Below are 25,777 nucleotides of genomic sequence, written 5' to 3' on the forward strand. Positions count from 1 at the left end.
ATCAGGCGGGAGGGGATGGCCAGGCGATGCGCTCGACTGCTGCTGCGGTCTCTGCGGCATGCACCGCAGCCTCCAGCGCCTGGCGGCGGCCCACCAGCCCCTGGGACGCGGCCATAAAGGCCTGGACCTTCGCCGCGGTCCGTGCCCGCATTTCGGCAGCAGGCAGACCGCGCGCGGCGGCCAGGCCGTCCAGGTAAGGGGTGGGCGCCGCGCTATCTGCGAGCCACGCCAGGGCCTCGGACTGCTGGATGCCCCACGTCAATGTTTCCGTGCGTGGGTAGCCGGTGGTCAGTGCCGCCGCGGCCTGCTCGAATGCGGCGTTGACCTCGCGCAGCTTGTCGGCGCGGGCTTGGGCGAGTGGCCGACGGTCGTGCCACGCAAACGTCGTTGCGTCCCAATCGAAGCCCGCCCGAGCCGGAGCCCGCCGGCGATCCGCCTGGCCGGCCCTGTACTGCCGCACCCGCCCGTTGCGCACGTAATGGGTATGCGGCGTAACGGTTGCATCGACGGGCACCCAGGTTTCATCGAGCCCCTGAATCGGAGCGCCGCTGCTCTGGATACCCACGATGGCGCCGGTCCCGTCGATCTTCGCGTAGTAGTGCATGTTCATTTCTTGCACCCCAGCACCAGCAGCGCCAGGTCCTTGTAGTTACAGTAGAAATCCTGAGTCCTCGCCTTGATCTCGATGTATCCGCTGTTCGAACCGGACGTGAGAATGCGCTTGTAGGAAAACAGCCGGGTAACTTGTTCGTCGGTGGGCGTGGACTCCGGATCGCTCCAAGGCAGCGGGTGAAAGGTGAAAAAGTCCACCCGCGTCCCGTTGAACCAGACTTCGATCCACATGGTGTCCCGTACCAGCAGTGCCACGTCGAAATCGACCCACATGGAAACGCCGATAACATCGTTCAGCGTGGCGCTGGCGATCACCAGCCATGGGTCCGAGGCGATGGTGCCGCTGGGCGAGGTGTAGGCGACCGGAATCGTTACGGCGCGGTCCTGGATCTTGAGGGTGCTGACGGACAGATTCTTGATCTTGCCTTCGTCCACCGCGAGGTTGGCAATCTTCGCGGTGGTCACGGCCAGGTCCTCGATCTTCGCCGAGTCGATCGCCGCGTCCTCGATCTTGGCCCGCGTGATGGCGGCGTTGGCAATCATGCCGTTGGTGATGCGCGCGTCCCCGATCAGGGCCTGGGCAATGACCGTCTGGCCGTTCTCCACCACAAAGGGCGTGGTGATCACGCCGTCCGTGAGGTTCAGCAGCGCCCACCGATCCGCCAGCGCGTACACCTGGGTCTGCATGCCGTCGGGCGTGTTTTCCACGCCAACGCCGATTCCGGCCTGGTAATACTTGCCGTCAACCGTCACGCCGACCTTGACCGCATACATGGCCGCCAGCTTGCCGTCGGTGTCCACCTGGGCCTGCGCGACCTGCTCAACTGCTGCGGTGGTGTTCCCCACCTTCACGGCCAGCGTGCCCACATCCCGAGCGACAGCGCCCAACTCGGTGGCCGTGGCGGACAGCTCGCGAGTGACGCCCGCTATCTGGTCGGCCACCTGGGCCTGTACCTGCTGCACCAGTTGCGCAACCGCCTGGTCGCCCTCGGCAATCGTCGTCATGACGGTACGCGCTCCAGCGAATACCGACCGGCTGCCGGCGTTCCAGTCGTCACTGCCGGCTGTCACGCCGAACACCTGGCGCGCGATGGCGCGGTCGCCCTCGATGCGGGCCACCTTTTCGGCCTCGATCGCCACGCGCGCGGCGGCGGCGTCCCAAGCTCCCTGATCCGCAATCGCTCGCGTGTCATCGATCTGCTTGGTGATCTCTTCGCCCAGCTCGGTGCGGCCGATCTTGCCGGCAATGCCCTCCAGGATCTCGGTGGGCTCTGTCTGACTGACGCCGCGCACACCGTCGCCGGTGGGATACCAGGGGCCGATGTTGCCCGACCGATCGACCAGCCGCGCCCAGAAATACAGCTCCTTCCCGAAGGCCAGGCCCATCAGCCGATGGCTGTCCTGGGGGTAGGCGTAGTCGCCGAGGCGGATGGCGTTGTCCCTGTCCGGTGTCTGGCTGTACCACAGCTCGGTGCGCTCGATGGTGTTGGGGCCCGTGGGGAAACCCCATGCGAGCCCGATCCCCATCAACAGCGGGGTGGTGGTCAGCATCGCCACCGATGGCGGCGGGCTGGTGTTGCCGTCCAGTCGGGTCAGCACCGAGGCGGTGGGAAAGGAGCGCACGCCCAGCGCGTTGATGGCGCGGACGCGCGCCAGGTAGTCGCCAGCGTAGATTCCGGCAACTTCCACGCTCAGCGCGCCCATCGGCTGCACCTGCACCCAATCGCCGTTGTCCCGTTGCCATTCAACCGAATAGGAGACGGCGGACGGCGCCGGCGGCCACGCGATGGTCATGATCGAGGTGGCAATGCCCTGGTCGATGACCTGGCGCGCCGAGATCGTCACGGTAGCGGGCGGCGGCTGCACGGACGGCGGAATGACCGTGATCGGGCGCGGCGAGATCCGCGCGCCCGAGTCGATCGCCGCGAACTTGCCGGATTCGTGCTGCGTGGCCGATATTTCGAACTGGCCACCGCCTTTGTCGCGCACCGCGAGGATGCGATAGGTCGGCGCCACCAGATCCACGTTGTCCACGGACCAGACGGCATCCCGCACCGGGATATCGGACCACGGCTGCGTGACTGACACGACATCGCCATCCACCTCCCGCACCGTGCGCGTCTCCGCCAGGCACGACGGCAGAATGACGGTCAGTGCGTCGCCCACAGCGATGGTGGGTGCCTTGTCCAACGTGATGGTGTCCGCCGTCGCGGCGCGGATGCGGCCAGCGTTGCGGCGGCCCATTCGCTTCGGATCGGCAATGCGCACGATCTGGCCAGGCATGGCCACATAGCCATCCAGGCCCACCGACCACGTGAGGCCCTGGGTTTCCAGGCGCGAGGTCAGCAGCAGCCACAGCCCGGCGCGCTGGGCCTGGCCCTCGGATGTGCAGCCAAACGGCGAAATCTCGGCCTGACGGTCTCCATACCGGGCGAGGCCTTCGGGGTCCTCCACATGCGCCACCTTGGCGCGATAGAAGTCCGCCGGGTCGTTCCAGGTGACATTCGCCGAGGTGTAACGGGTGCTCCGCTTCGAGCCCGACCGGACGAACTTTCCGTCGATGACGTTGGCGGCCGTGTAGGTGTAAACCGGGTCCCGCGGCATATCGGCCACGGCCAGCACGTTGCCGGCGGCGTAATACGAGATGCCGCGGAACACGGCGGCCAGGTCCTGCAATACCTTGTACGCCGCCGCGCGCGTCTGGATATACACGTTGACGGTAAACCGGGGCTCCAGGCCGCCCTTGCCGTCGGACACCATGACATCGCAGTATTGGCCGATGTCGTAGAGCTGCCACTTATCGAGCTGCGACGCCTTCACCCGGTGGCCCAGGCCGAAACGATCGTTCAGCACCAGGTCGTAGTAGACCCACGCGGGGTTGTCGGACCACGCCAGCTTGAACGTGCCGTCCCAGGGGCCGGCATAGGTGCGCGCCACAGGGTCATAGTTCGACGGCACCCGAATGATCTTCAGGTGCACGTCGTAGGCGCGCGCCGGCACGTTGCCGTTGAACTGGCGAGCGTCGCATTGCACGCCGACCAGCGCCGACATCGGATACCGCAGCTTCGCATCGATCACTTCGGTAACCGACTCCACGCGCGTGGTATCCACGATGCGCGAGCTGTTGGCGTTCTCCGTCAGACGGCGAACACGTAACGTCCAGCCCATCGTCGCGCGCGGCAGGTCCACACGGTGCGACCGTTCGTAGGTGGAGGTAGTCTTGCCATCGAAGGCGGCCGCCAGCACCTCATTGAACGGGCCGCCATCTACCGATAGGTCTATGGCGTACTCGATCCGGTATCCCGTGGTGTCGCCGTTTTCCTGAAACTGCTGAAGGCCGGGCACGGCCAGGCGCAGGCGCACGGCCGACAGCGACAGGTTGCTGAAAGCGCGCGTCCAGGGCGTGCCGGCGCGCAGCTCGCTGGCGATCGGGGTTTCGTTCTCAGCAGCCGGGAAACCTGCGATGTAATCCTGGTCCTGCGTGCCGGGGCGCACGTCCACGGTGGCGCCGTCGAAATTCAGGGTGTCGTCGGCATTCTGTAGCGGCGTCTCGTTCAGGTAGACCGAGCGCATGCCGTCCACCAGGCCGCCGATTTCGCCTTCGCAGATGAGGTCCAGCACCTTCGCATAGGCGACAGAGTGCAGGCTGTCCGGGGCTTCGACGGGGACGTGGGAATCCCCGCCGCTCTTATGGCCGATCAGGATGGTCATGTCGTAGGGGCGAAAAAAAACCCGCCGAAGCGGGTTTGTGTGTCAGGTGAAGCGGGTTACGCGGCGGGCGCCTGCGGCACCAGCCGACATCCGCAATGCTTGCAAACCTTGGCCTCCGAGCGAACCAGCTCGGCGCAGTCTGGACACTTCACATGGGTATCAGGGTGCGGGGCGTCGGAGGCCTCGGACAGGTTGCGCGAGAGCATGAGGAAGATCACCGCCAGCAGGGGCGAAAAGACAAGGGCGCCCAGGCCCCAGCCAATACCGCTGCGCCCGCGCTTGACCGCCAGCAGCCCGACCGCGACCGACAGCGCAACCCACACCAATACGATTTCCATGCGTTCTCCCCCTGGGATTTGTTGAAACGGAGTGTTTCAAGGATACCCGAGGCAGGCCAAACTATGTTTGGTCTTCGGCGTAGATGCCCGCGGAAATGACTGCGGACCCCACGATCATGCGGCCGTAGCCGATCGGGATCGGATTGCCCTGGGCGCTGGTGTTCACCGCGCCGTTGAAGTTGTAGGACGCGCCATTGTCGGGCCGGTCCGCTGTGGATAGGCCGCGCTGTTGCGGGGAGAGCATCTGCACGACGCCGCCCAGGGTGAACGAAAGGCCGATGGTGGCGGTCATCCCTACCCAGCCCTTGGCCGCGAATGCTGCGGCCAGGCCCCCGCTGAATGCCGCAGCGGCCGCGATCAGCGCGACACCGATTACCGTCTGGAACAGGCCGGCGCGCTTGGCGCCCTGCATGACCGGGGCAATTCGCACGTCAGCGCCGCGCCCCGCGCGCCCCAGCTCGTCGCCGGGCAGATTCGAGGTGCCAAGGAACACGGCGTATCGGATGCCGCGCGGGGCACTTCCGGCCAGTTCCCCCTGGAAGCCGCGGACCTGGCTGCACAGGGCGCGAATGGCCTCGGCTGGGGTCCCTGTGTCGAGCGCCAAGCGCCACACACGACCGAAACGCGCGCCCAGCCGCCCATACAGCCGGATCGTGGTCATCTTGCTCATGTCGCTTTTCCTCGATAGCGCACCACCAGGCGGGTGACCTCGGCCCAGTAGCCGCCGTATACGTCGCGCGTGGAGAGCCGGCCGTGCATATGATGCAGCATCCGGCCGTCGCCTATATAGACGCCCGCGTGGTTCGGGTCCGGTGCCCGAATCTGCATCAGGATCACGTCGCCAACCTCGATCCGCTCGTCACGCTCCAGCGGCGAAAAGCCCGCCTCGGCGTAATAGCGCATGTAAAGGTTTTCGCCGCGCGTCCACCAATCGTCCCGGCGTGGAAAGTCCGGAAGGATCACACCGCGCTCGCGCGCGTACCAATCCCGCACCAGGCTGTAGCAGTCCAGCACCCCATGCGCGAACTCGCGGCCCACAAGCGGGGCCACGTAGCCGGCCGGCGCCAGCTCGGCGATGTCCAGCGCGGCAGGCGGGCCGCCGGCATCTCTGCCCACAGAGGCAATGAGCCAGGGCAGCCCCGAGGCCTCGCATGCCACCCTGTCGGCCTGACTGGGTGCGGCGGCGGCGTCCGGGTGGCTATGCACCACCGCCACCACCTCGCCGCGGTCCTCGGCCGCCGCGTAGTCTTCCGGCGCCAGGACGAAATGATCAGTGCCGACGGCCAGGTTGCGGCACGGAACATACCGTTCCCGCCCGCCTTCGATGATCACCAGGCCGCAGGCCTCGCGCGGGTAGTCTGCGACGGCGTGGGCCCGGATAGCCGAGAGCGTTGCCTTTTTCACCATGTCACGTCCTCAAGAGGTCGGCGCCGGGGAAGCCGCCGAAGCTCAGCGGCTCATATTCCCCGAATCGCGCCTTACACGACGACAGCCGGCCGCCGCAGCGGTCCAGCGCCGGATCGGTCACGGGGTTGTCGTTGCGGTCGAACATGGCCGTGCCGGTGTAGCCGCAGTACGGCCCGCGGTAGCCGCCGAAGCGCAGCCACTGGCACACGTTGGCGATGATCTGCCGGCGGGGAATCTGTTCGTCCTCCAGCGCCAGCGGCGACGACAGCAGGAATTCAATCGTCGTGCCGTCGTCTTTCTGCTTTTGCTCGACGTACCAGATGTCGGGAGGAAATTCCTCGTTGGGGTCCGCCTCCGGATTGCCCTCGGGAAAATTGGCCGCATCGAGGTATCGGGCGAAGGTGACATGCCGGACCAGCCGAGCGTCCAGCAGGTCATCGAGGTACACGCACATGGCCGACACCGTGCCGCCTACGTCGCCCACGGAAAAAATGGGGCTCGGCTGCTGGCCTTCGCCCACTTTGTCCATGCCGGTGGCCTGGATCGGCCAGGGCGAATATTCCGCGCCCTGCCAGAAGATGGGACCGACCTGCATGTATCCGTGGAAGCGCAACAGGTCGCCGCCGATCTCGGTCGCGTCCAGCTCGAACAGTTCCACCCGGGCGCCCGGTTCGAGCTTCTGGACATCTGCATAGATTGTCATGCCGCCACCTGCTCAAACGTGGCTGCGATGGAATGGGTCAGCGCGTCGGTGGCCGTGCGCTGGTACTCCTTCGCCACATAGGCCCCCTGCGTGCCGCCGGGCGGCGTCCACAGGAAGGCCTCGGCGCCGCCGCGCGCGTCCAAAAATGCCGCAATGGCGTTGATCTTGGCGAGGTCGCCCCGGAACGTAACCGGCCACGAATTTCTCCGATGATTCAGCCCGTCCGGGACACGCTGGCTGTAGCCGTCACCGAACTGCGCTTCGTTCAACTTGAACGAAACCGTTCCGGTTGGCCCGTTCGCCGGCGCCCACGTGAAAATCTCCATCATCCGTACCCCTGTTTCCACTTCCACAGCAGGCCGCCGGGCAGCATCTGCTGTTGCAGGCCGTCCATCAGCCATTGGTTGATCTGGTCGCCCAGACCACGCGCCATCGTTTCGCTGCCGCCGGCCCGATCGCTGCCGCCCCCGCTGGTAGTGACATGCACGCTGGTTTCGATGTGCAGGTCGCCGCCGCCGGCGCCACCCGCAACCCGTACCCCCAGGTCGCCGCTGGCCGTGCGCACCAGAGGCACGGCGGCTTCGGGCCCGGCCTCGCCCATCATTCCCCGGTTGCCGTCGGCCATCGGGAACGTGGTGGGCACCGACACGATCGAGTTCGTGAACGCGGCACCCTTGGCGAATGCCACGGTGCGGCCGCCATCGAACACCTTGCCGTGAGCCGCAACAGCCGTTAGCGACGGCACCGCGGTGTTGATCGCGCTGTCCGCCGCCGCGCCACCGGCGGCGCCACCACCACCGAGCGCGCCGGAGACGATCGGCATCAGCCAGCTCATGAAGCCGGCCGCGGCGGCCGCAGCCTTCATGCGCACCACTTCCGCGATGAAGGTGATGGCCAGGTCCTTGATGCTGCCTTTGCCCGTCGTGGCGAAACTGGCAATCGCGCTGACGGTGTTCCCAAGCACGCCGGTTACCAGGGCCGCCGATTGAGCGGCCTGGTTGTTGCTGGCGTCGATGAAGTCGGCGATGCCGCGTTGCGCGCCCGTGCGCCAATCCGTCTCCGCAGCGCGCATCCGGGCGGTGGCGTCCAGCTCCTGCGCGACACGCTGTTCCTGAAATCGCTGGAGCGCGGCCAGCTCTTCCTGGTAGACCAATTCGCTGATACGGTTCTCGGTGCGAGAGCGGCCCAGGTCGTACCGTTTGGAATCGACCTCTCGGTACACCTGCGCCAGCCGTTCCTGCTGTTCCCGAGCGTTGGCGCCCAGCCCGAGGGCTGCGACCTGCGCATCGACGGCCTTGCGGCGCGTCTCTACCGCGTTCAGCAACGAATCGTTGAACGCCTGGACCTGCATGGCTTCCTGGCGGTTCAACTGCGCCAGTGCGTTGGCATGGTCCTTCTGCGCGCGCTCGATCGCCGCATTCACCCGGCGCAGCTCGCCTTCGTATCGCTCCCGCGCCTTGATCTGGGCGGGGCCCTTGTTCAGCTCGGCCTGCTGCTGCAACAGGCCTTTCTGGGCCGCCAGGGCCTGCTGGCGGGCGGCCAGTTCCTGGTCGAGTGCTTCCCGAGCCGAAATGACGCCGAGCTGCTGCTGTGCGCGGATGTCGGCCAGGTGGTCGCGCAAGGCGCCTTCCTGGTCGCGGTACTGCTGCTGGAGGGCTTCGAGCTGGCCGGACAGCTCCAGGCGGTCCGCCTTCGTTTGGGACGTGCGGCCGGCCTTGTTGAATTTCTCGGTTAGCTCAGCCTTTCGCGCCGTCGCCACGGCCAAGGCCTGGTTGTATAGCTCGGAGCCTTTCTCCAGGCCAGCTACCGCGGCGGCGAACTGGTCATCGATCGCCTTGAGGTTGTCCCGGTATTGCTCTTGGCCGGTCCGGTGCTTCCCACCGGATATAAAGGCATTGGCGCGGTCCTGGAGCGCCTTCCGGTCGCGGGCCTCAGCCTCGGCCATGCGCGCCTGGTAGGCCTCGAAGTCGCCGACGGAGTTGGCCGGCGTCAGACGGCCGTTGATCTCCTGCATTTCGCGCGTGACCTGCCGCACGCGGTTCTTGGCGCCACGGTCGCCGCGGTCTGCCGCGGCCTGATACCGGTCCAGTTCGCCCTGGAGGTATTTCACGCGCTCCCGGTCCGACTGCGGGGTGTAGTCCACCGCGTTGGCCGGGTTCATGAATCGCAGCAGCGCGCCGGCCCCGCTCGCCATCTGGCCCCAGAAGCCGGAGCCTTCCTCCCGTGCCCGGCGCATCGCCTGGGTGATCCCGTTGATGCCGTCGGTCAGGATGTTCATCTGCTGGGCGGCGAACTCGCCCAGGCCGGAATCGACCATCGTTTGCTTGAGGTCGGTCCAGGCCGTGCCGCTACGCCCCAGCGCGGCCTGCGCGCTGGCGGAGGCCTCTTCTACGGAGCCGGAAAATTCCTTGCGGAGCTGCGCGGCGAACTTGGGCAGGAAGTCGGTGGCGATCACCTGGCCCTGTTCCAGCATCTTGCTCAATTCTTCCGTGGTCACGCCCATGGCGCGCGCCGCGATCTGGAACGCACCGGGCAGCCGCTCGCCGAGCTGGCCGCGCAGTTCTTCGGCCTGTACCGTGCCCTTGGACATCATCTGCTGGATGGCGGTCAGGGCGCCGCTGGTTTCTCCCGCGCTCAGGTGCAGCACGGTCGATGCTTCCGACACGGCGGTGAAAATGTCGCGCGTGCGCTCGCCTTCCAGCGAGGTGCCCCGCGACGCCGCGGCCAGGCCGATAAAGTCCTGCGTGGTCTGGGCGACATCGAGGCCGAGGCGGTTCGCCATGTCGCGCAGGTAGCCCATGTCCTCGCCGGCGGCCACCAGGTTCCCGCCGTTGATGAATTTCAGGCCGATGGTGATCTTGTCTACCTGGGCCTGCACTTCGACCATGCCACGGACCGCACGATAGGCGGCCGTCTCCAGGCCTGCGAGCACGGGCACGCCGACGCCGACGCCCACAAACGCGGTGGCCAGCGGGCTCAGGTTCGCCGTGAGTTCGCCCAAGCGGGCAGCGGCAGAGGACGCGCCGCCCGTGATCCGATCCAGGCCGGCCCGCAGCGCAGACGACTGGCCGGCGGCCCGCTGCATGGAAGATTGCGCGGCTTCGATCTGGGCGATGAAGGGAGCGGCCTGGTTGGTCACGCCCATCTGGGCGGCCTGCAAGCGCAGCAGCTCTGCGCGCGTCAGGCCTGCCGTGCTGGCCTGCTGGGTCAGCGAGCGCATGAAGCGGTTGATGGCCGCCGTCGATGCATTGCTGCCGTTCTGCGTGGCCTCGGCCACCGCGGCCTGGGCGGCTGCGGTGCGGCGTGCCGCCGCTTCGTTGGACGCGGCCCAGGCATCGGCCGATTTGCCGGCGCGCGCCAGCTCCAGGATGTACCCGGACGCGTCCGCGCCCAGACGGACGTTGGTTTGATTCATGCCTATATGCCTCGTATCGCGGCCGCGACCTTGCGATCGATGATGGCGAGCATTGCGGCGGCGGCCGCATTCTTCGATGCGTCATAGCCCGGTCGGAAAAACGGCTCTTTCGCTTGACGCGACGTGCCGCGTTCCTTGAACTGCCAATAAAACGCGTCGCGCGCGATACCCACGAGGTACACGGCGCGGACACCTTCCAAGGACTCGTCCTGGTCGTAGGCGATCAAGATCGCCTTGCGTAGGGTGCCGGGCGGATAGAGCTTGCCGGACCGCTTGTGCGCCTTCTTGCCGAGCGGTGCACGGCGCAGGATTTCGCCGTGCACCACCCGAGCGCCTGCCACCGCGGCTTGCCGTAGCGTGGACTCGGCCGCGACGGTTTCCAGCCGGCGCAAGATGTCCGTCAGGCCGGCCGGGTTGTCGATGGTCATGGTCCTGGCCATGTCAATCCTTTACCGGCGCTTCGCCGAACATGACGGCGTTGATCAACGCCGCTTGCTTCTCGGGGTCGGCCAGCAAGATGGGCTCTTGCTCCGCCGCTGCCACCTGGTCGGAACGGTGGGTGTCGTTCCAGGGGATCAGGTCCAGGTCCCCGAACGGCTCGGGCCGCGCCTTCGGATCGCGGTTGATGTTCGCCAGCGTCGAGGCGACCACGCCGGCGCGCCGGTCTTCGACGTGCGACCCGAAGGGCTCCAGCCTGGCGAACGCCATGTATTCGGCGAATTCCGAGCTGGTCAGCCGCTGGAGGAGTTCCCGGACGGGGATGCCGAGGGCGAGGGAGAGCCGGATTGCGAATCGCCGCTCTGGGCGGCTCCGGAGTTTTTTTCGGCTTCCTCCAGCGCTTGCTGCCCGATGCCGTTGAGCCGCGACGCTGCGTTTGCCAGGGTGTTCAACACCCCAGCGGGCAGGCGCCGCAGGTTCTCGATGTCGGCGGCGGTGAAGACCAGCGCGCCGGCGTCATCGATGGCGGTGGCCGCCACCAGGCGCGCCTGGAACTCGGCCAGATTGGCGCCGGTGGGAATCGAGGTCAGGAACATGTCCCGGCCGTCTGCCGTGAGTTCGCCCAACCGCAGGAGGCGCTTGCCTACGGGAACATCCTCGTGGCGAACCGCCGCGGCTTCGAAAAATTCGTCCTTGTTCAGCAGGTCCATGGCTTAGCCTCCGCTCACAACTTCGCCGGTGATGCGCAGCGGGACACTGGACGTAGCGAGCGCATCGATTCCGCCCTGGAGCGGGTTGGCGCGCACGTAGGCGTCGAAGGTCCTGGTCTTGCCGTTGGGGAGCGTCAGCCGGAAGGTGGAGCGCGTGCGCGCCGTGAAGGCGGCCGCCAGGGCGAGCTGGCCCGGGTCTTCGGCGTTGGTGATGCCGTCGAACTTCTTGTTCAGCTCGATCGTGAAATTCCCGTACCTGGCGATGCCCAGCATGATTTCCTCGGCCGTGCTGTCCAGATCGGTCATATCCATTTCGTTCGCCTGGCCGTCGAAGCCGTTGTAGGACTTGAAGCCACGGACCGGCGTCCACTGCACGGGCGTGAGCGTGCCGCCGCTGGTATAGGCGGTCATGCCGCTGGCGTTAATGCCAGCCAGGGCGACCGTGTTGGCGGTGACGTACTGCACCACGGCCCGGGTGCCGTTCAGTTCAGTGGTCCCCACGATGCCGGCGACCGTTACCACGTCGCCGGGCTTGAAACCGTGGTTGGTCGCGGTGATGACCACGGGGTTGCTGAGCTGGAGGCCCGTGATCGACTTGGCGCCGCCAGCGGCGCCGGCAATCTCGATCTTGGACCCTTGGGCGGAAATGGCGGTCATGGCCATATCGATCTCCAAAAATAAAAAAGGCCGCACGCGGCGGCCGATGAAAAAGGGGAGGGGACAGCGGGGTCAGTGGAACAGGGAGAAATCCTGCGAAACGTGGATCAGGCGGGTGTCTCCCTCTGGGAGCGAGACGGGCCCGCCGATGGGCATCGCCTGCAAGGTCGAGGCCAGCGCCTGGACGACGCTACGCATCAGGACTTCCGCCTCGGCGCTGTCGGACGAATAGACATCGATCTGGAGTCGCGAGTGCGCCAGCTCGTCCAGGCCGTCGAGGTCCACAATAGGGGTGCCGCCGGCCAGGCCGTACACGATCCACGGTTCTGGCGTGCCTTCGGGGGCAACGTCGGGAAACACGCGGCCGTCCACGAGAGCGTTGAGGATCGGCGGCACCAGTGTTGAGAGCGGGGTCACGGCGTCTTCCTTTTTCCGACCGTGCACGCGAGGTCCACGTGCTCGCGGCCGGCCATGTCAGGCAACACGGCTTCGATGTCGTAGACCGCGCCGGCATACACCACGCACATATCCGTGGTGATGTCCGAGCGCCAGCGGATGCGGAAGCTCGCGGCGGTGGATGCGACCTCCGCCCCGGACGTGATGTATTCCTTGCCGTTGAGCACCCGGACTTTCGCCCACGGCTCCGCGACCAGGACCCGGCCGATGACTTTTTCCTGACCGCTCGGCTGCTTCTCCGTGATGGGACGCTCGATCCGGATCTGTCGGTTGTATTCCCCGATGTTGATCATGGCCGTATCCGCGAGTAGGAGAAAACCAGGTTGGAGAACGCAGGGTTGTCCTGCAAGTTCGCGGGCATCTGGGCACCCCGGTTCTCAAACAGGTCGGCCAGGATCAGCAAGACAGCCGACACCAGAGGCCGGGGCACGCTGTCCGCGTCCGGGTAACCAACGTGGTACTCGACGCGCCAGCGTCGGCCCGCAGGCCACGCTGCGCCCGGCGCCAGGCGCAGCATCGGCGGCTTTTCGTCTAGCACAGCCTCGTACAGGGCCGGCGCCACAGTGCGTTCGTCGCCGCCGGCATCCACATACCGAACGGCCGCTACCTGGCGGACGTTCCCGCCGCGCAACTCCAGTGCCGTGGGCATGGCGTTCAGCGCCTCGGTCCAGGTCTGGGCCATAAGGGCGTGCTCGGTGACGGCCTCCACGAACTGCCGCGCCGCCGCGATCCAGTCCTTGATGTCGTCGTCTTCGACCGTTTGATCGACGCGCAGATGGCGGCGCGCGCGCTCGATGGTGATCGGCTCGGCCGCTGGCGGCGTCGTCACTGTGCGCGACATGATCAATCCTCCAGCGCGTCGTCCATCACGGAGGCCCCGCGCGCCGAGGCGCGCTGCTTCTTGATCGCCTCGATCGCCTTCGGGTGCGGATCGACCGCGCCGTCGGCCGTGGCCGCATCGGCGATGCCACGCGGCAGCGTCAGAATGTCATCGACCCTGCCCAGCCAGCAGTCGCGCAGCACCGCTACCTCGACCTGCTCGGGAGGTTCGCTGGGGGGCGGCGCGGGCGGCGGCGGGGGCAGCGCGGGCGGCGGCGGGGGCGCCGTGATGGGTTGGATGTCGGGTCCCGCCGGTGCGGGAGGAACCGGCGCCGATGCCGTTGCGCTGGCATCGGTCGGTGCTTTCTTTGCCATGTGATCGTCTCCAGGATGGAGCGGGCGAGCGCGAGGCCCGCCCGACACCAATTACGCCGCGGCGCCGTGGCGGAAGTGCTTGACCGCGCCGCCAACGTCCATCAGGTTGCCGTCCGAGCGCATCCACGCCAGGAACCCGACCTGACCTTTCTTGGTGTAGACCGAGTCGGTGAACCGGAACAGCGTCACGCGCATGATGTCGCGGATGATGTACTTGGACAGGTCGCCGAACAGGATCGAACGCGCGCTCGCGGCCGGCACGGCCATACTCTGGTTGATGGTAATGGGGCGGTTCATCAGACGCGCCGGCGCTCCACCCACCGATCCGTCGGCCAGCGAGGGGACGAAGATGGGGCGGCCGTCGGCGTCCTTGATCTTGCGGACCATCGCCAGCACCTGGTCGTGGAACATGTAGCCTGCGTTCATCCGATAGGCCGGATCGACGCTGTGTTCGAGGTCCACCAGGTCTTCGTAGGTGATTGCCGGTATCGCGCTGACCGCGCCGGTTTTGCCGGTGGCGGAAGCCGTCACGGCGCCCATGGGCTGGGCGACGCCCGAGCCGGTGGTGTAGAAGCGGTTGGTGACTCGGCCCAGGCGCGTGGTCAGACGCCCGTTGACGAGGGCTTCCACGTCAATAGCCGAGTCCTGCATCAGCTCGAACGGCACGGTGACGACCTTGGAGCTGAACTTGTATCCGCCCAGGCCCTTGGTGCCGAACTCGATGTCGTCGTCCGTCGCGGTGGAGTTCTCGGGGACAAGTTCGCCTTCCTCCGCCGTGCCGTCGGTGGTCGGATAGGACAACGGGTTGCCGCCGGCGGTCTGGATGACGGTGGCCGCTTCGCGCATACCGCCGTAGGCCTTGAGTGCTTCCAGGATCGAGCGCGCGGTTTCCTTGGGGACGGTGTAGCCGCCCTGCTCGGGGTTCACGTCAGGGTTGCCGCTCATGGCCGCTTGCACCGTCTGCCATTCCTCGGCGGACAGCGCCTTGTCACCACGGGCGAGCCAGCGGGCGTACATGGCCTGGAGTTGGGTCTGTTCGGCGTTGGCGTCGGTTTCCCGGCCGCCCACGGCCTTGAACGTCTCGTCGGCTTCGGCGTCCAGTTGCTTCTGGTGGCGCTCGATCGATCCGTCGATACGCTCGACCTCGGCCATTTTCTCGTCGTACTGCTTCTGGTGGTCGTCGTTCCAGGTCGCGCCCGGGTTGTTGTCCAGCAGATTGCGGGTTTCCTTGACCAGCGCGTTGCGGCGCTCCCGCATGGCCTGGATGGTTTCAGCCATTGATGACTCCGTAGAAATGAAAAAACCGCCCGTAGGCGGCTGGTTGGTGGGAGGGGGAGCTACCCCTTACGCGGCGCGCGCCAGGAAGGCCAGCCGGCGTTCCAGGTTTGCGCGGTGTGCATTGGCGCCGGGCCGTTGATCCAACAGGTCCTTGGGCGCGTTTTTGTAAGCGGAGAGGTTCCAGACGTTGGAGGCCTGCGCCGCGTTGGATGCGCTTTCCTTTTCCTTGACCACCTGGACGACACGATCAGCAAAGCCGCGTTCGACCGCCTCGTCGGCGTTCATCCACGTTTCAGCATCCATCCAGGTCATGACCTGGCCCCGGTCCTGACCGCTGCGCGTGGCATAGTCGCTCGCCAGGTCGTTGTCGATGCCGTCCAGCAGCGTGGCGGCCTCGCGCATGTCGTTCTGGTTGCCGATGGTGACGGTCCAGGCCCGGTGAATCATGAAGCGGGACCCCTGGGAGATTTCGACCTCATCCGCTGCCATGGCAAACGCCGTCGCGGCCGAGGCGGCCAGGCCGTCGATATGGGCCACGATCTTGGCGCTGTGGGCCCGGGCCGCGGTCATCATGGCACGCGCGTCGAACACGTCGCCGCCGGGCGAGTTGATCCGTACATGGATGGTGCTGGCCTTGATGGCCGCGAGCGCCTTGGAGAACGCCTCGGCGTCGATGTCGCCCCACCATCCGCCGATCACGCCGTACAGGTAGATCGTGGCTTCGTCGGCATCCGCCGCGGTCACGACGTTGAGCGGCCGAGTCTCGGCCGCGTTGTCACGCGCCAGTTGCAGCAGCTTCGGAATCTGTTTCATCGGTGGTTTCCTTGGTGTCGGCGGGCGCAGGCTTCGAGCCAGCAATGGCCGGCCGGTCGAATTTCGGATCGGGGATGGGCGGCAGCCCCTTGTTGCGGCGGGCTTCGTTGACCGCCATGTATCCCTGCGTACCGGGGCCGCCCAGGGCTTTGGCGATAAATTCGCTCTGGGTCTTGGCGTCGGGCTCCAGCATCGCGTCCCGGTTGTGCACGCAGTAGTAGCGGTAGGTGCGGAACAGCTTGCGGTTCAGCTCGTCCTTGATGCGGGTCAGATGGGGACCGATGGTGAACTTGGAAAAGCCCAGCACCAACTGTTCGATGCTGCTGCCCCACGACGAACTCTTGTCCATCTCGCCCACCAGTGGCCCAGGCACGCCGAACGCGCGGGCGATGTCGAGAACTTGCCATTGCCGCGACTCCAGCAACTGGGCGTCCACGGCGGACATGGTTAATTCCTTCACGTCCAGGCCTTCGGTCAGGATCAGCGGAATGCCGTTCGGGCCGTTGCCGCTGTATTTCTTCACCCAGGCGTCGCGGAACTGGTCTTGCAGATCTGGGCCCATCTTGCCCGGGGTCTTAACTGCGAACTGAGGCTGGGCGCCCTGGCTGTAGAACTTGCCGGCGAACTCGTCGCCGCGGATGGCGATGCCGATCCCGTTGCGGGCGCCCCACTGGATGACGGACATGCCGTGCTTGCCGTTGAAGCCGAAGCCGGGGACGTGCAGCACGTCGTCCTGGTCGGCCCCGAAGTTGCCTTCGTCGTCCTGGAAAAAGTATTTCAGGCGCTTGGGCTCGCGCGGCGTGGCGCCGTTGACCACTTCGACCTGCACCCGGCCGCGCGGCCAGGGAATCAGGCCGGTGACCTGCCCGGCACGGTTGCGGGCGATGTAGGCAATGCCATCGCCGCGCAGCAGCATCTGGGCCACGATGAATTCCCAGTAGGCGGCCCGACTCCATACTGGGCAGGGTTGCTCATTCAGCAGCCACCAGTATGGGTGCTCGACCCGCAGACTTTCGCTGTCCACGCGTTCATAGACGTGGATCGGCAACTGGGCGATGGCGCCGGCAATGCGGGTCACGCACGCGTAGACCGCTGCCACGCGCATGGAAGAGGTTTCGGTGACTGGCGCGCCGGATGCGGTCATCGGCATATCGAAGATTTCCGCCATCCGGACACGATCCGACGATTCGACGGTTTCACCCTCGATCAGCGCGCCAATGTGCGGCTCGGCGCGCTCGGGCGCGGCCTTGCGAGAGAAGAGATTAAGCATCGATCACCACAAACCCTTGTTGGACCGTCGTAGAGCCGTCGCCAAGCATGGCGCGGCCGATGGCCATAATCAGCGCCACCGCGCCGTCGATCTTGTTGTCGGCACCCTGCTTGATAGGGCGCACCACGTCGTCGTTGCCGGGGAGAAACTTGCCGATCACGTTGCCCATGCACCAGGTCATGATCGGGTTGCCGTCGTGATGGAAGCGGCCGGACATGATCGCGGCTTCCAGTTCTTTCATGGGGTCGCTCATGTTCTTGTAGTTCTGGGTGATGACGATCGGCGTCAGCCCTTCGTCGTCCAGGTCGTGCGCCAACGCTGTGGCGCCGTGCGGGTCGATGGACGACGTTTCCACCGGCGCCTCCCGGTTGGCCTCGACGGCCTCGGCTAGGATCTCCCGGTAATCGATCTCGGCGCCGGGGGTGTCGTACAGCAACCCCTGGTTCAGCCATGCCTGGAAACGCTCGGCCATGCGCTTGTTGTCGCTATCGCGCACGGTGTCCTCTGGAACCCAGAATCGCGGCGCGATGCTGTAGTAGTGGCGCAACCCCTCGATGTCACGCCAGAACAAGCGCGCCATGCTGTTCATGTCCAGCTTGCGCGCCAGGTCGAACGCCAGATTGCATGACTGGCCGGCGAACTTCTCCAGGGTCAGCGTGGGGTCCGCCAGGGCCCGCCACTGCTCCATGTTGAAGTAGCCACTTTTCGCGGTCACCCACACATTCAGGTGCTTGGTCTTGAACGTGTTCGTGAACCGGGCCCGGCGAATCGCCCGCTGTTGCAGGCTTTCCAGGTAGGGCTTGTAGACCGACACGCCCATGTTCGGGTTGGCCTTCGCCAACACCTTGGGGTCCGTCCAGTCGTCGCCCTCGTCAATCGTCCAGATCCAGCCGAACAACTCTTCGTCCGGCACGGTGCCGTCCAACATCTCGATGACTTCGCGCCGCTTGTCGTAGCAGGGGCCCTCAATGTCCGCGCCGGCCGTCGTGATGATGAACATCAGGGGCTGGCGCCGCGCGCCCATGCCGGTCAGCATGGTTTCGTACAGGCTCGCCGAGGCGTGTTCGTGGTACTCGTCCACGATCGCACATGATGGCGACGCACCGTCGCCGGGGTCGCCGATGATGGGCTCGAACCGGCTGTTGTCGGCCGGGATGTTCAGGTTCTGGGCGTTGACCTCGATGCCGCAGTGTTCCATCAGCATGGGCGACCGCTTGACCATCAAGCGCGCCGGCCGGAACACTTCCCAGGCTTGTTTCTCCGTGGTGGCGCCCGAATACACTTCGGCGCCGAACTCGTCGTCGGCGACGAACATGCCCAGGCCGACGCCGGCGGCGATCACGCTTTTGCCGTTCTTGCGCGGGACCTCCCAATACGACTCCCGGAACCGGCGTAGGCCGGACTTCTTGTGGACCCAGCCGAACGTGCACCCGATGCCGAATAGCTGCCAGGGCTCCAGCGTCACCAGTTGCCGCTTGAAGGCCCATTCCCCTTTCGTGTGGGGCATCAGCTCGATCAAGCCGATTTTTTTCTCGGCCGCGGCCGGGTCGAACTTGTACGGAAAGTCGCGCTTCTTGGCGCGCTCCAGATCATCCAGGTGCCGCTGGCAAGCGAGCACGACATACCGGCCGGCGGGGATCTTGCCGCGCACCACGTCGCGCGCGAACTGGAGCCCCGCGGCCCAGCGCGGAAACTCCTGTTTCGGCATATGGATTTACCTCTGCCCGAGCAACTGCGCGAAGGGGTTGCCAGCGCCAGGTTTCTTCGGACCTTGCAGGCGTTGCCGGCTGGACGGGTCCAGGCCGAGCATGGCGCCGTAGGTCGCCATCTGCTTCAACGCTTCGTTGATGATGGTGGCGGCCGGGTTTTTCACCACGCCGCCCTGGGCGCCCATGACCGTGATGCCGTTCTCGGTGATGTCGGCCTGCCCGTCGCGGAATCGGCCATACGCCGTGCAGTAAGCCTCCAGGTTCTGGATATCAGTGGCCTGGAGGATCCTCTCAGCACAAAGCAAGGGCGCCAGGTGCTCCCACAGGTCCCGGCCTGGGCCGATCAGCCATTCCGGCGGATCGATGTTGATCACGGCTCCGAAATCGGGCTCGTCTTTGTTCAGCGCCCGTTTGCCGGGGTTGCCCGCCAACTGCTTTTTCGCCGCGGGCTTAGGCTTCCGGCCCGAGCGCCCGGCAACCCCGGGCATAGGCAACTCCTAAATTTCATTTTTCGCGGGCGTAAAAATTCGACTGGATGGGCCGTCCCGGCCGAGATCGGCCGCAGGTCCGACCCACCCCCCCGCCCCTGGGAGGGGTGGGAGGGGCCGCGATCGAGCGCGGGTCAGCCCTGACGAGCCGCGCGGCTCTCGCGCTGCGTCTTGCGCCTGTGGCAGTCCCGATTGATCGCACGCAGGTTGCCGTCGTCGTCCGTGCCGCCGCGCGACTTCGGGATGCGATGATCTACCTCTGTAGCGCGTAGCGGCCGGCCTTCGGCCCGGCAATCCTCACATTGGCACAGGTAGCCGTCACGCCGAAGGATGCGTGCGCGGATCTTGTCCCACTCGGTCCCATACCCGCGTTGATGGCGGTTGCCGCGCTGATGCACGCGATGCCATCCGACGGCCTCGGCGGCATGCTCGGAACAGTACCCGGGGCCATCTACCAGGGCCGAGCATCCGCGATGTCGGCAAGGGTACTTAGGGCGTCGGGCCATCTATTGGATACTGTTGAAGGCGTAGGGTACTCTTCCGAGCACAAAAGATTCGATCAAGCCTGGAGCGTGGGGGAAGCGATGGATGAAGCACCGGATAAGCTACGACGCAACTTCCTGTTTGTATCGTCGCTTACGTTGGGCTCTTGGTGGGTCGGTGCCAAGCCGTCAAACACGATCTCGCTCTTTGGCATCCACCTGGCTTCGATCGAGGTAAGCCGCCTTTGGTCGGCGGCTGCGACAATCATTGTGTACTGCTGGATGAGGTATCACTTCAGCGAATCGCGGCGAGCGCGATGGGCCGATTACAAGGAAGATCATGCCCGCAGAGTTCGAACCGCTGTCATGCGGTATCTGGCTCGGCACGAAGCAGAAGGTTTCAAGGAACGCCAACTTCAAAAAGGCCGCAGGTCCGAGCTAACCGCCGAAGATTTCTGTGTGCGTTTAGGTGACGGCGCTGGTTGGGTCGGGAACTATGTCAGCGCAACGTGGCAGGACATCGAGTTCGGAAGGGAGGTGCCGGAAGCTGCGTTCGACCCAATGAGTGAGCCTTGCAGCAGCTATTCGATACCGTATCCCACGAGATGCTGGCTGATGCTCAAGACGTTTGTCTTGACTTGTGCGTATTGCGAAGGAGCATTCGAAGTGTTGCTTCCGTATCTTGTCGGAGCGGCGGCACTTGTCGTTGCATTCATGTCCTTCTGGCCATGACGAGCGACAAAAAGCCCGCCGTCGTGGGACTGGCGGGCTTTCTTTGGTCGCAACTCTTGCGAGCTTGGCGAAATATACCACGTTTTTTACGTCTTTTGCACAAGGTCCCGTGCCCGGTGATCCCGGAGCCAGTCCCGCAAGGCGTCATTCATCCGGGACTGCCAGCCCGGCCCGCTGGACTTGAACGCGTCCACGACTTCCTGGTCGTAGCGGACAGTGAGCTGGACTTTCGTTTGGGCCGCGCGCGGCCGCCCAACTTTCCGCAGTTGCTTGAACTCCTGTTTGCCCAGCTCGTAGGTGTCAGGGTCCGCGGCGATGCCGGCGTTGATCGCCGCATCCTCTTCTGGCGTGGGCATGATGAGCCCTTTCTTAAGCTTCGGCATAAGCCTTCACCTCCCTGGAGTTCGCCTTGCGCAGGCTGATTACATGCATCACATCGCCACGCTGCGTGAACACTACACAGAACAGGCGTTGTTCGATAACCGCATACCCGATCTCTCGAACCTCGCCATAGTCGCGCCGCGTATCAGGCTTCGACATCACTTCGGGCCAATCGATCCGGGTGGCGAGCGCCAAGGACACGCCATGCTTGCGCTGGTTGATTTGGTCCTTGGCGGGGTCGAATGTGATTTCCATTTAATTATTGTAGCTACGGAATTAGGAGATGGCAATCTATTTTTGTAGCTACAAACGCTACCGTTCCACAATCAGCAGCCCGGCCGCCTCCAGCGCCTCGGCAATGGCCTGCATGGCCTGGGCCTCCATCCCCGGTTTGGCGCGCTCGCTACCCTTTCCCGGCTGCCCGCGCAGCCAGGTCACGATCAGCCCGTTATGTTTGGTGGCGGTGTTCCTGTGCACGTCGCAGTGGTCCGCCAGCCGTCCCAGGTCGATGTCCTTGTTTCCGAAATATCGCGCGACGATCCCGCAGCGAAGCCCCAGGATCGACACGCAGCCGGGCGTGGCCGCAATGCTCATCTGCCCGATAGTGCGTATGGCCGCGTTCCAGGCCAGATTCGGACGCATGCCGGAGCAACACGGGGCATCGCAGGAACAATGCAGGGTCCGGGGCAGGTAGCGCGCCCGGGCGAGCGCTTCGTACAGCTCGCCCTGGTTGCGCACCATGCGGCGGATCATGCCGGCCTGGCCCGCGCCATCGAGCCCGCCCAGGCCACGGCCGCTGGGGGCGTGGTTCGCCAGGGCGATGGCCATCGCCGAGCGGCCGTATTGCTGGCTGTCGAAGCGGTACGCGAAGGTCAGCGCCTCGTGGGCGCTCTTGAAAATGCCGCTGGTGGTCTCGTTCATGGGTTACTGTCCGTCGCGGTGGGTGATGCTGAGCATGCGCGGCTGTGCCTCGGATGCGCGCCGCTGGTTGATCTGCGTTTCCTTGGTGGGCGTGTACGGCCGCATGGCCGGCGCGCCCGAGAGACGCCGCACCAGCGACTCCGGATATCTCGGGCCGGCCGGGGTGCGCACGACGGTGCGGTGATGAAACGCCGGGGGAGATTCCGACGCGGGCCGCCCACGCGGGCGGGCCGGCGCGGCCTTCTGAATGGTGCCGTCCATCATGGTCACTTCACCTGCACCAGCGGCTGGGCACCGGAAGGCAGCAGAACCGTGTGCGTGCCCTTCTGTGCGAACTCGCGCTGAGCCTCGATGCGGCGCAGCTCGATCAGCGAGGAAGACAGCGATTCCGAGATGATCCGGTTCGCGCGTGCCTCGCCCTCCGCCTCCACCCTCTTGCGCTCGGCATCAGCCTGGGCCAGCGCGATTTCCTGCTGCTTGCGACGCACCTGGAACTCCACCTCGGCGGACTGCTTGATCGAGTCTTCCAGTCGCGGGTCGGTCAGCAGATTCCGCACGATGACGTTGGTGATGGTGAACGCGCCTTTGCCCGAATCGGTGTCCAGCTCGTGCTGCGCGGCCTGGCGCACGTAGGCGGCGATTTCCTCGCGCTTCGTATGGGCGACGGACGAATCGTGCTGGGAAACGGCGTTGTAAGCCGCCTCGGCCGCCACGCGCCGCACCAGCCCGGAACCCAGCACTATTTCCCCGGTTTTCATCTGCGCCACGTCGCCCGCGTACTTCACGTAGATGCCGGGCGCCGCTTGGGCGCTGATTTGGTAGTAGACCGTGATGTCCAGGTCCTGGAGCGTCACGTTGTCCTTGGTCTTCGGGCGCAGGTCCGCAATGTCCAGCGCAACCTGCTTCGCACTGAACTCGTGAACGGTCTTCGTGAAGGTCTGGTAGACCCCCGGCGGCAGGGCCGTGTCCTTGACCTGACCGAGGGTCGATTCGACGCCGACGTTGCCGGAATCGATCTGCGTGCAGGCGCCCAGGGCGAGGGCAAAGACGGCGATGATGGTTTTTTTCATAGTCAGAATACCTTTACGGTGAACATCGAGTTGAAGAGAAACAGCAGGTAGACCAGCACCAGGGCCAGGACGGCCCAGGCGAGGTGTTTCTTCACGTGGCGTAGCACCAGGCGCCGTTCGCAGCGGCGCGCCTGGCGCCACACGATCACGCCGACGGCGGCCAGCGCGCTCAGGAGATAGAAGCCGAGCAACTTCATTGGGACGGGTCCTTGTCGGTGATTGCTTGGTTGATCGCTTCGGCAATGACGCCGACGGCCTGGCCCTTCAGCACCATGGCGCCTGTGAAGCGGAATACGCGCCAGCCACGCAGGGCCGCCGCGTTGTATTTCTCGCAGTCCGCCTCATAGCCGGAGCCGCGGGTGTGGCGCCCGCCCGAGCGCGTGCCACCTTCAACCTCGGCGGCGACCATCAGTTCGGGCCAGGCGAAATCGAAGCGCCATTGCCGCTCGGGGCGGGCGAAGCGGTATTCGCGCTGGGCCGCCGGCAGGCGCTCGGCGAGTAGGTGCAGCGCGAACGCCTCTTCGAGGTGGCTGGGACCAGCCGGGCGCGAGGCACGCGGACGCACGGCGCGCCGGGCCGGGATGATGCGTTTCATTGCTGCGGCACCTCCGGCAGGTCGAGCGCGCGCCGCGCCATCCGGAGCACGGCGGCGGGCGGCATGTCTCGGCCGGACGCCTCACGCTCCAGGATGCGATGCGCCCATTGCACGTCGCGCCCGACCGGCTTGGCCTGGGCCAGCTCGCGCGCTGCGGCCTCGGCCGCGTTGTTCACGCTGGTCATGCGGGCCTCCGGCCGTCGGCCAGCCGCATCGAGGCCGGCGGCGCCGCGTAGGTAATCGCCACCGTGGGCGCGTTCACGCCGCCCAGGCCGACCGCGCGGGCTCGGGCCGGGTCACCGATCAGCGCCGGCGCTTCGGTGGCGAACCCGAGCTGGGCATTCTGCGATGCGGCGATGCCCTCCAGCACCGGCGGATAGTCGGGGGTCTGGCTGCGGCCTCGGTAACCGCGATAGCGGTTCACGAACTCCTTTGCGACGAACGGCCATTCCTTGTCGTCCTTGGACCCGACCAGCACCCAGCCGCCCATGTCCTGGACCACCCGGTGGACGAGGGGGTCATCGAACTGGACCGATCGATAGGTGCCGACGGAGCGCACCGCCAAGTCAACCTTGGCCCAGGCCACCAGCGCGGCGTCCTGCGTGCCGCCCTCGATCATCTTCGTGATGTCGGCTGGCGCCGGCATGAATTGCCCGGTGTCGGGATTGCGCATGTGGCGGTCGAAGGCCTCGCGCACGGCGGCGAGGTCGTAGCCCTTCAGAAGGTTCCACCACATTGCGATTGCCACCGGGGACAGCGTTTTGCCGCGGTTGAGCAACTCGGCGGTGGCGTTGAGGTAGGCGGAAAACTCGTCGTAGTCACTGGGCTGCATGAGCGTCCCCGAAGATCATCCGCTTCGCCGCCTCCGCGTTTGCCATGCCCTGCTCGAACACCGTGGCCTTGGCGTCCTTGCGCTCGCCCCTGAGCCGCTGGCAGGTCGCCTTGAGGTAGGCCACCGAGTCGGCGGGGCGCTCCACGACAGCAGCGCGCACTGCCCCCATGACAAGGTCGGCGCCGTAGTCCTTCACCAGCTTGCCCACGAAGCTCCCGCACTGCGCCTTCGGCATGCCGGATTGCAGCAACAGCGACTTTCCTGCCGCCCACAGTTCGTCCTTGTTCAGCTCTTCCACCGATTTCCCGGCCGGCAGGTCCGAGGCGGCGCCAGCCGCAGGCCGCGGCGCGGCCCCTTTGCGGTTCCCTGACGGTTCAACTGACGGTTCCTTTACGGTTCTGGGTGCAGCATCTGCGGGGGTGGGGTGCGGCATCTGCGGGGGTGGGGGTGCAGCATCTGCGGGGGTGGGTGCATTTCCTGCGGGGGTGCGGGATTTGCGGGGGTGCATTTCCTGCGGGGGTGCATATGCTGCGGGGGTCACCTGATAAACGGTCGAACGCCCATCACGTTGCCGGACGCTGAGCGCCTGGGCCTGCACCAGCCATTTGATGGCCGCCTGCACGGCGCGCTCCGACAGGCACGTGCGCATAGCGATGGTTGCCACCGCGGGCCAGCACACGCCCTCATCGTTCGCGTTGTCCGCCAGGGACACCAACACCGCTTTCTGGGCGGGCGTCATCCCCTGCAACGGCCAGACCGCCGACATGACCACAGTGCTCATGCCGGCCGGACCTCCATGACGATCTGGTACAGGGTGCAGCGTGAGCGGCCTACGGCGTTAACCACCGCCTCCAGCGCGCCAGACACGCGCAGCAATACGCCCGCATCGACCAGGGCATCCAGCTTGCGGCGTACCGTGGTCTCGGACAGGCCGGTCTGCGCAGCCAGCGCGCCGATGGGGGGCCAGGCCTCGCCGTCCGTCGTGGCATAGTTCGCCAGCACCAGCAGCACGTGGCGCGCGGTAGGGTCCTGGATGGTCTGCTGGGTCAGTGCCCAGTTGGTGGCCTGAATGCTCATACGGGGATGTCCTCAAACTCCGGCGCGTCCTGCGCCAGGATCTTCATGTCTCGGTAGGGGGCCCAGGCGCGGTATGCCGAGGTCCAGAATTCGTACCGCTCGGCCCGGGTGAATCGCTTGCCGTGGTCCAACTCGCGGTGGCAGTTCATGCAGCCCGGCACGGTGAACCGGTCGTGCGCCTTGAGGTTGCCGCCCTTGCCGAACTCGCCCCAATTGGCGTGACACGGCACCACCGTGTCGCGGCCCGCGCACTTCACGCCGGGTAGGATCAGCCAGCACCGTTGCCCCTCGCAGGCCTTCCGCATCTTCGGATCGTGCCCGGCGCGGGGCTTCGGCCGACCTCGACGCATCTGCGCCCGTTTCATGGGCTTCGTGCCGCGCGCCATCGGCGCCGAGCGCCGCAAGGGAGTTGTGCGCTTCATCGTTGCGCCTCGCTGGTGTATTCGAGGGTTCGATACATAGAATGGACGGGCGGCCCATCCTGGGTA

At 65.9% G+C, this 25,777-nt stretch carries 35 protein-coding genes; 1 reads left to right on the forward strand and 34 read right to left on the reverse strand.

Features of this window, described 5'->3' with window-relative positions; translation table 11 throughout:
* Position 1: 1 nt before the first annotated feature.
* The 22 genes from WKR98_RS23000 to WKR98_RS23105 form a co-directional block, all read right to left on the reverse strand.
* A complete protein-coding gene (locus WKR98_RS23000) occupies positions 2 to 610 on the reverse strand; it encodes a hypothetical protein (protein WP_341434768.1) in 609 nt (202 codons plus the stop codon).
* Entirely contained in the window at positions 607 to 4,323 is a 3,717-nt protein-coding gene (locus WKR98_RS23005) for a host specificity protein J (RefSeq protein ID WP_341434769.1), read from the reverse strand. Before WKR98_RS23005 ends, WKR98_RS23000 begins: the two co-directional genes overlap by 4 nt.
* 56 nt (positions 4,324 to 4,379) lie before the next feature.
* Positions 4,380 to 4,661: a hypothetical protein gene (locus WKR98_RS23010; protein ID WP_341434770.1), complete on the reverse strand. Its 282-nt coding sequence runs from the start codon at positions 4,659 to 4,661 to the stop codon at positions 4,380 to 4,382.
* A gap of 61 nt (positions 4,662 to 4,722) precedes the next feature.
* Positions 4,723 to 5,331, reverse strand: coding sequence for a tail assembly protein (locus WKR98_RS23015; RefSeq protein WP_341434771.1), 609 nt, complete (start codon positions 5,329 to 5,331; stop codon positions 4,723 to 4,725).
* Positions 5,328 to 6,065 carry a C40 family peptidase gene (locus tag WKR98_RS23020; protein WP_341434943.1) on the reverse strand — a complete coding sequence of 246 codons (738 nt, stop codon included), beginning with the start codon at positions 6,063 to 6,065 and terminating at the stop codon, positions 5,328 to 5,330. Before WKR98_RS23020 ends, WKR98_RS23015 begins: the two co-directional genes overlap by 4 nt.
* Positions 6,066 to 6,069: 4 nt before the next feature.
* Positions 6,070 to 6,771, reverse strand: coding sequence for a phage minor tail protein L (locus WKR98_RS23025; RefSeq protein ID WP_341434772.1), 702 nt, complete (start codon positions 6,769 to 6,771; stop codon positions 6,070 to 6,072).
* Positions 6,768 to 7,100 (reverse strand): phage tail protein, encoded by a 333-nt coding sequence (locus WKR98_RS23030; RefSeq protein WP_341434773.1) that lies wholly within the window; start codon positions 7,098 to 7,100, stop codon positions 6,768 to 6,770. Before WKR98_RS23030 ends, WKR98_RS23025 begins: the two co-directional genes overlap by 4 nt.
* A complete protein-coding gene (locus WKR98_RS23035) occupies positions 7,097 to 10,186 on the reverse strand; it encodes a phage tail tape measure protein (protein ID WP_341434774.1) in 3,090 nt (1,029 codons plus the stop codon). Before WKR98_RS23035 ends, WKR98_RS23030 begins: the two co-directional genes overlap by 4 nt.
* 2 nt (positions 10,187 to 10,188) lie before the next feature.
* Positions 10,189 to 10,614, reverse strand: coding sequence for an HK97-gp10 family putative phage morphogenesis protein (locus tag WKR98_RS23040; protein WP_341434775.1), 426 nt, complete (start codon positions 10,612 to 10,614; stop codon positions 10,189 to 10,191).
* A 13-nt stretch (positions 10,615 to 10,627) separates the two neighbouring features.
* Positions 10,628 to 10,972: a phage tail assembly protein T gene (locus tag WKR98_RS23045; protein WP_445936158.1), complete on the reverse strand. Its 345-nt coding sequence runs from the start codon at positions 10,970 to 10,972 to the stop codon at positions 10,628 to 10,630.
* Complete coding sequence (locus WKR98_RS23050) at positions 10,918 to 11,334, reverse strand: hypothetical protein (protein WP_341434777.1); 417 nt, start codon at positions 11,332 to 11,334, stop codon at positions 10,918 to 10,920. Before WKR98_RS23050 ends, WKR98_RS23045 begins: the two co-directional genes overlap by 55 nt.
* A 3-nt stretch (positions 11,335 to 11,337) precedes the next feature.
* Entirely contained in the window at positions 11,338 to 11,991 is a 654-nt protein-coding gene (locus WKR98_RS23055) for a ubiquitin-activating E1 FCCH domain-containing protein (RefSeq protein WP_341434778.1), read from the reverse strand.
* Between the two features lie 72 nt (positions 11,992 to 12,063).
* Complete coding sequence (locus WKR98_RS23060) at positions 12,064 to 12,435, reverse strand: DUF3168 domain-containing protein (RefSeq protein ID WP_341434779.1); 372 nt, start codon at positions 12,433 to 12,435, stop codon at positions 12,064 to 12,066.
* Positions 12,405 to 12,740 (reverse strand): phage head closure protein, encoded by a 336-nt coding sequence (locus WKR98_RS23065; protein ID WP_341434780.1) that lies wholly within the window; start codon positions 12,738 to 12,740, stop codon positions 12,405 to 12,407. The genes WKR98_RS23060 and WKR98_RS23065 overlap by 31 nt, the downstream gene beginning before the upstream one ends.
* On the reverse strand, positions 12,737 to 13,288 hold the full coding sequence (locus WKR98_RS23070) for a head-tail connector protein (RefSeq protein ID WP_341434781.1): 552 nt from the start codon (positions 13,286 to 13,288) through the stop codon (positions 12,737 to 12,739). Before WKR98_RS23070 ends, WKR98_RS23065 begins: the two co-directional genes overlap by 4 nt.
* 2 nt (positions 13,289 to 13,290) lie before the next feature.
* A complete protein-coding gene (locus WKR98_RS23075) occupies positions 13,291 to 13,641 on the reverse strand; it encodes a hypothetical protein (protein ID WP_341434782.1) in 351 nt (116 codons plus the stop codon).
* 51 nt (positions 13,642 to 13,692) lie between these two features.
* Positions 13,693 to 14,919: a phage major capsid protein gene (locus WKR98_RS23080; RefSeq protein WP_341434783.1), complete on the reverse strand. Its 1,227-nt coding sequence runs from the start codon at positions 14,917 to 14,919 to the stop codon at positions 13,693 to 13,695.
* 66 nt (positions 14,920 to 14,985) lie between these two features.
* Positions 14,986 to 15,732, reverse strand: coding sequence for a head maturation protease, ClpP-related (locus tag WKR98_RS23085; protein ID WP_341434784.1), 747 nt, complete (start codon positions 15,730 to 15,732; stop codon positions 14,986 to 14,988).
* Positions 15,695 to 17,002 carry a phage portal protein gene (locus WKR98_RS23090; protein WP_341434785.1) on the reverse strand — a complete coding sequence of 436 codons (1,308 nt, stop codon included), beginning with the start codon at positions 17,000 to 17,002 and terminating at the stop codon, positions 15,695 to 15,697. The genes WKR98_RS23085 and WKR98_RS23090 overlap by 38 nt, the downstream gene beginning before the upstream one ends.
* On the reverse strand, positions 16,995 to 18,710 hold the full coding sequence (locus tag WKR98_RS23095; RefSeq protein WP_341434786.1) for a terminase large subunit: 1,716 nt from the start codon (positions 18,708 to 18,710) through the stop codon (positions 16,995 to 16,997). Before WKR98_RS23095 ends, WKR98_RS23090 begins: the two co-directional genes overlap by 8 nt.
* 6 nt (positions 18,711 to 18,716) lie before the next feature.
* The gene (locus tag WKR98_RS23100; protein WP_341434787.1) at positions 18,717 to 19,199 is read right to left on the reverse strand and encodes a phage terminase small subunit P27 family; all 483 of its coding nucleotides are present in this window, start codon (positions 19,197 to 19,199) and stop codon (positions 18,717 to 18,719) included.
* A 134-nt stretch (positions 19,200 to 19,333) separates the two neighbouring features.
* Positions 19,334 to 19,705: an HNH endonuclease gene (locus WKR98_RS23105; RefSeq protein WP_341434788.1), complete on the reverse strand. Its 372-nt coding sequence runs from the start codon at positions 19,703 to 19,705 to the stop codon at positions 19,334 to 19,336.
* 78 nt (positions 19,706 to 19,783) lie between these two features.
* Between WKR98_RS23105 and WKR98_RS23110 the strand changes: the two genes are divergently transcribed.
* The gene (locus tag WKR98_RS23110) at positions 19,784 to 20,413 is read left to right on the forward strand and encodes a hypothetical protein (protein ID WP_341434789.1); all 630 of its coding nucleotides are present in this window, start codon (positions 19,784 to 19,786) and stop codon (positions 20,411 to 20,413) included.
* An 86-nt stretch (positions 20,414 to 20,499) separates the two neighbouring features.
* Here WKR98_RS23110 and WKR98_RS23115 read toward each other — a convergent pair whose 3' ends face one another.
* The 12 genes from WKR98_RS23115 to WKR98_RS23170 are packed head-to-tail and all read right to left on the reverse strand — an operon-like array spanning position 20,500 to position 25,711.
* Positions 20,500 to 20,796 carry a BrnA antitoxin family protein gene (locus WKR98_RS23115; protein WP_341434790.1) on the reverse strand — a complete coding sequence of 99 codons (297 nt, stop codon included), beginning with the start codon at positions 20,794 to 20,796 and terminating at the stop codon, positions 20,500 to 20,502.
* Positions 20,783 to 21,049: a BrnT family toxin gene (locus WKR98_RS23120; protein ID WP_341434791.1), complete on the reverse strand. Its 267-nt coding sequence runs from the start codon at positions 21,047 to 21,049 to the stop codon at positions 20,783 to 20,785. The genes WKR98_RS23115 and WKR98_RS23120 overlap by 14 nt, the downstream gene beginning before the upstream one ends.
* Before the next feature lie 57 nt (positions 21,050 to 21,106).
* Complete coding sequence (locus tag WKR98_RS23125) at positions 21,107 to 21,715, reverse strand: DNA-binding protein (RefSeq protein ID WP_341434792.1); 609 nt, start codon at positions 21,713 to 21,715, stop codon at positions 21,107 to 21,109.
* Between the two features lie 3 nt (positions 21,716 to 21,718).
* The gene (locus WKR98_RS23130) at positions 21,719 to 21,979 is read right to left on the reverse strand and encodes a hypothetical protein (protein WP_341434793.1); all 261 of its coding nucleotides are present in this window, start codon (positions 21,977 to 21,979) and stop codon (positions 21,719 to 21,721) included.
* A 2-nt stretch (positions 21,980 to 21,981) separates the two neighbouring features.
* Positions 21,982 to 22,785 (reverse strand): SPFH domain-containing protein, encoded by an 804-nt coding sequence (locus tag WKR98_RS23135; protein ID WP_341434794.1) that lies wholly within the window; start codon positions 22,783 to 22,785, stop codon positions 21,982 to 21,984.
* 2 nt (positions 22,786 to 22,787) lie between these two features.
* Positions 22,788 to 22,982 carry a hypothetical protein gene (locus WKR98_RS23140; protein ID WP_341434795.1) on the reverse strand — a complete coding sequence of 65 codons (195 nt, stop codon included), beginning with the start codon at positions 22,980 to 22,982 and terminating at the stop codon, positions 22,788 to 22,790.
* Positions 22,979 to 23,380, reverse strand: a complete 402-nt coding sequence (locus tag WKR98_RS23145; protein WP_341434796.1) for a hypothetical protein — start codon at positions 23,378 to 23,380, stop codon at positions 22,979 to 22,981. Before WKR98_RS23145 ends, WKR98_RS23140 begins: the two co-directional genes overlap by 4 nt.
* Positions 23,377 to 23,565, reverse strand: a complete 189-nt coding sequence (locus tag WKR98_RS23150; protein WP_341434797.1) for a hypothetical protein — start codon at positions 23,563 to 23,565, stop codon at positions 23,377 to 23,379. The genes WKR98_RS23145 and WKR98_RS23150 overlap by 4 nt, the downstream gene beginning before the upstream one ends.
* Positions 23,562 to 24,212 carry a DUF6475 domain-containing protein gene (locus WKR98_RS23155; RefSeq protein WP_341434798.1) on the reverse strand — a complete coding sequence of 217 codons (651 nt, stop codon included), beginning with the start codon at positions 24,210 to 24,212 and terminating at the stop codon, positions 23,562 to 23,564. The genes WKR98_RS23150 and WKR98_RS23155 overlap by 4 nt, the downstream gene beginning before the upstream one ends.
* The gene (locus WKR98_RS23160) at positions 24,199 to 24,993 is read right to left on the reverse strand and encodes a helix-turn-helix domain-containing protein (protein WP_341434799.1); all 795 of its coding nucleotides are present in this window, start codon (positions 24,991 to 24,993) and stop codon (positions 24,199 to 24,201) included. The genes WKR98_RS23155 and WKR98_RS23160 overlap by 14 nt, the downstream gene beginning before the upstream one ends.
* Entirely contained in the window at positions 24,990 to 25,289 is a 300-nt protein-coding gene (locus WKR98_RS23165) for a helix-turn-helix domain-containing protein (protein WP_341434800.1), read from the reverse strand. The genes WKR98_RS23160 and WKR98_RS23165 overlap by 4 nt, the downstream gene beginning before the upstream one ends.
* Positions 25,286 to 25,711 carry a nuclease domain-containing protein gene (locus WKR98_RS23170; protein ID WP_341434801.1) on the reverse strand — a complete coding sequence of 142 codons (426 nt, stop codon included), beginning with the start codon at positions 25,709 to 25,711 and terminating at the stop codon, positions 25,286 to 25,288. Before WKR98_RS23170 ends, WKR98_RS23165 begins: the two co-directional genes overlap by 4 nt.
* Between the last annotated feature and the right edge of the window lie 66 nt (positions 25,712 to 25,777).

This window comes from Pigmentiphaga sp. YJ18, from assembly GCF_038066655.1.
Taxonomy (GTDB): domain Bacteria; phylum Pseudomonadota; class Gammaproteobacteria; order Burkholderiales; family Burkholderiaceae_B; genus Pigmentiphaga.

Bases quoted from the DNA above. Each gene is read 5' to 3' on its own strand.
- WKR98_RS23000 (WP_341434768.1), bottom strand. From the start codon at position 610: ATGAACATGCACTACTACGCGAAGATCGACGGGACCGGCGCCATCGTG.
- WKR98_RS23005 (WP_341434769.1), bottom strand. From the start codon at position 4,323: ATGACCATCCTGATCGGCCATAAGAGCGGCGGGGATTCCCACGTCCCC.
- WKR98_RS23010 (WP_341434770.1), bottom strand. From the start codon at position 4,661: ATGGAAATCGTATTGGTGTGGGTTGCGCTGTCGGTCGCGGTCGGGCTG.
- WKR98_RS23015 (WP_341434771.1), bottom strand. From the start codon at position 5,331: ATGAGCAAGATGACCACGATCCGGCTGTATGGGCGGCTGGGCGCGCGT.
- WKR98_RS23025 (WP_341434772.1), bottom strand. From the start codon at position 6,771: ATGACAATCTATGCAGATGTCCAGAAGCTCGAACCGGGCGCCCGGGTG.
- WKR98_RS23030 (WP_341434773.1), bottom strand. From the start codon at position 7,100: ATGATGGAGATTTTCACGTGGGCGCCGGCGAACGGGCCAACCGGAACG.
- WKR98_RS23035 (WP_341434774.1), bottom strand. From the start codon at position 10,186: ATGAATCAAACCAACGTCCGTCTGGGCGCGGACGCGTCCGGGTACATC.
- WKR98_RS23040 (WP_341434775.1), bottom strand. From the start codon at position 10,614: ATGACCATCGACAACCCGGCCGGCCTGACGGACATCTTGCGCCGGCTG.
- WKR98_RS23050 (WP_341434777.1), bottom strand. From the start codon at position 11,334: ATGGACCTGCTGAACAAGGACGAATTTTTCGAAGCCGCGGCGGTTCGC.
- WKR98_RS23055 (WP_341434778.1), bottom strand. From the start codon at position 11,991: ATGACCGCCATTTCCGCCCAAGGGTCCAAGATCGAGATTGCCGGCGCC.
- WKR98_RS23065 (WP_341434780.1), bottom strand. From the start codon at position 12,740: ATGATCAACATCGGGGAATACAACCGACAGATCCGGATCGAGCGTCCC.
- WKR98_RS23070 (WP_341434781.1), bottom strand. From the start codon at position 13,288: ATGTCGCGCACAGTGACGACGCCGCCAGCGGCCGAGCCGATCACCATC.
- WKR98_RS23075 (WP_341434782.1), bottom strand. From the start codon at position 13,641: ATGGCAAAGAAAGCACCGACCGATGCCAGCGCAACGGCATCGGCGCCG.
- WKR98_RS23080 (WP_341434783.1), bottom strand. From the start codon at position 14,919: ATGGCTGAAACCATCCAGGCCATGCGGGAGCGCCGCAACGCGCTGGTC.
- WKR98_RS23085 (WP_341434784.1), bottom strand. From the start codon at position 15,732: ATGAAACAGATTCCGAAGCTGCTGCAACTGGCGCGTGACAACGCGGCC.
- WKR98_RS23090 (WP_341434785.1), bottom strand. From the start codon at position 17,002: ATGCTTAATCTCTTCTCTCGCAAGGCCGCGCCCGAGCGCGCCGAGCCG.
- WKR98_RS23095 (WP_341434786.1), bottom strand. From the start codon at position 18,710: ATGCCGAAACAGGAGTTTCCGCGCTGGGCCGCGGGGCTCCAGTTCGCG.
- WKR98_RS23100 (WP_341434787.1), bottom strand. From the start codon at position 19,199: ATGCCCGGGGTTGCCGGGCGCTCGGGCCGGAAGCCTAAGCCCGCGGCG.
- WKR98_RS23105 (WP_341434788.1), bottom strand. From the start codon at position 19,705: ATGGCCCGACGCCCTAAGTACCCTTGCCGACATCGCGGATGCTCGGCC.
- WKR98_RS23110 (WP_341434789.1), top strand. From the start codon at position 19,784: ATGGATGAAGCACCGGATAAGCTACGACGCAACTTCCTGTTTGTATCG.
- WKR98_RS23115 (WP_341434790.1), bottom strand. From the start codon at position 20,796: ATGCCGAAGCTTAAGAAAGGGCTCATCATGCCCACGCCAGAAGAGGAT.
- WKR98_RS23120 (WP_341434791.1), bottom strand. From the start codon at position 21,049: ATGGAAATCACATTCGACCCCGCCAAGGACCAAATCAACCAGCGCAAG.
- WKR98_RS23125 (WP_341434792.1), bottom strand. From the start codon at position 21,715: ATGAACGAGACCACCAGCGGCATTTTCAAGAGCGCCCACGAGGCGCTG.
- WKR98_RS23130 (WP_341434793.1), bottom strand. From the start codon at position 21,979: ATGATGGACGGCACCATTCAGAAGGCCGCGCCGGCCCGCCCGCGTGGG.
- WKR98_RS23135 (WP_341434794.1), bottom strand. From the start codon at position 22,785: ATGAAAAAAACCATCATCGCCGTCTTTGCCCTCGCCCTGGGCGCCTGC.
- WKR98_RS23140 (WP_341434795.1), bottom strand. From the start codon at position 22,982: ATGAAGTTGCTCGGCTTCTATCTCCTGAGCGCGCTGGCCGCCGTCGGC.
- WKR98_RS23145 (WP_341434796.1), bottom strand. From the start codon at position 23,380: ATGAAACGCATCATCCCGGCCCGGCGCGCCGTGCGTCCGCGTGCCTCG.
- WKR98_RS23150 (WP_341434797.1), bottom strand. From the start codon at position 23,565: ATGACCAGCGTGAACAACGCGGCCGAGGCCGCAGCGCGCGAGCTGGCC.
- WKR98_RS23155 (WP_341434798.1), bottom strand. From the start codon at position 24,212: ATGCAGCCCAGTGACTACGACGAGTTTTCCGCCTACCTCAACGCCACC.
- WKR98_RS23160 (WP_341434799.1), bottom strand. From the start codon at position 24,993: ATGAGCACTGTGGTCATGTCGGCGGTCTGGCCGTTGCAGGGGATGACG.
- WKR98_RS23165 (WP_341434800.1), bottom strand. From the start codon at position 25,289: ATGAGCATTCAGGCCACCAACTGGGCACTGACCCAGCAGACCATCCAG.
- WKR98_RS23170 (WP_341434801.1), bottom strand. From the start codon at position 25,711: ATGAAGCGCACAACTCCCTTGCGGCGCTCGGCGCCGATGGCGCGCGGC.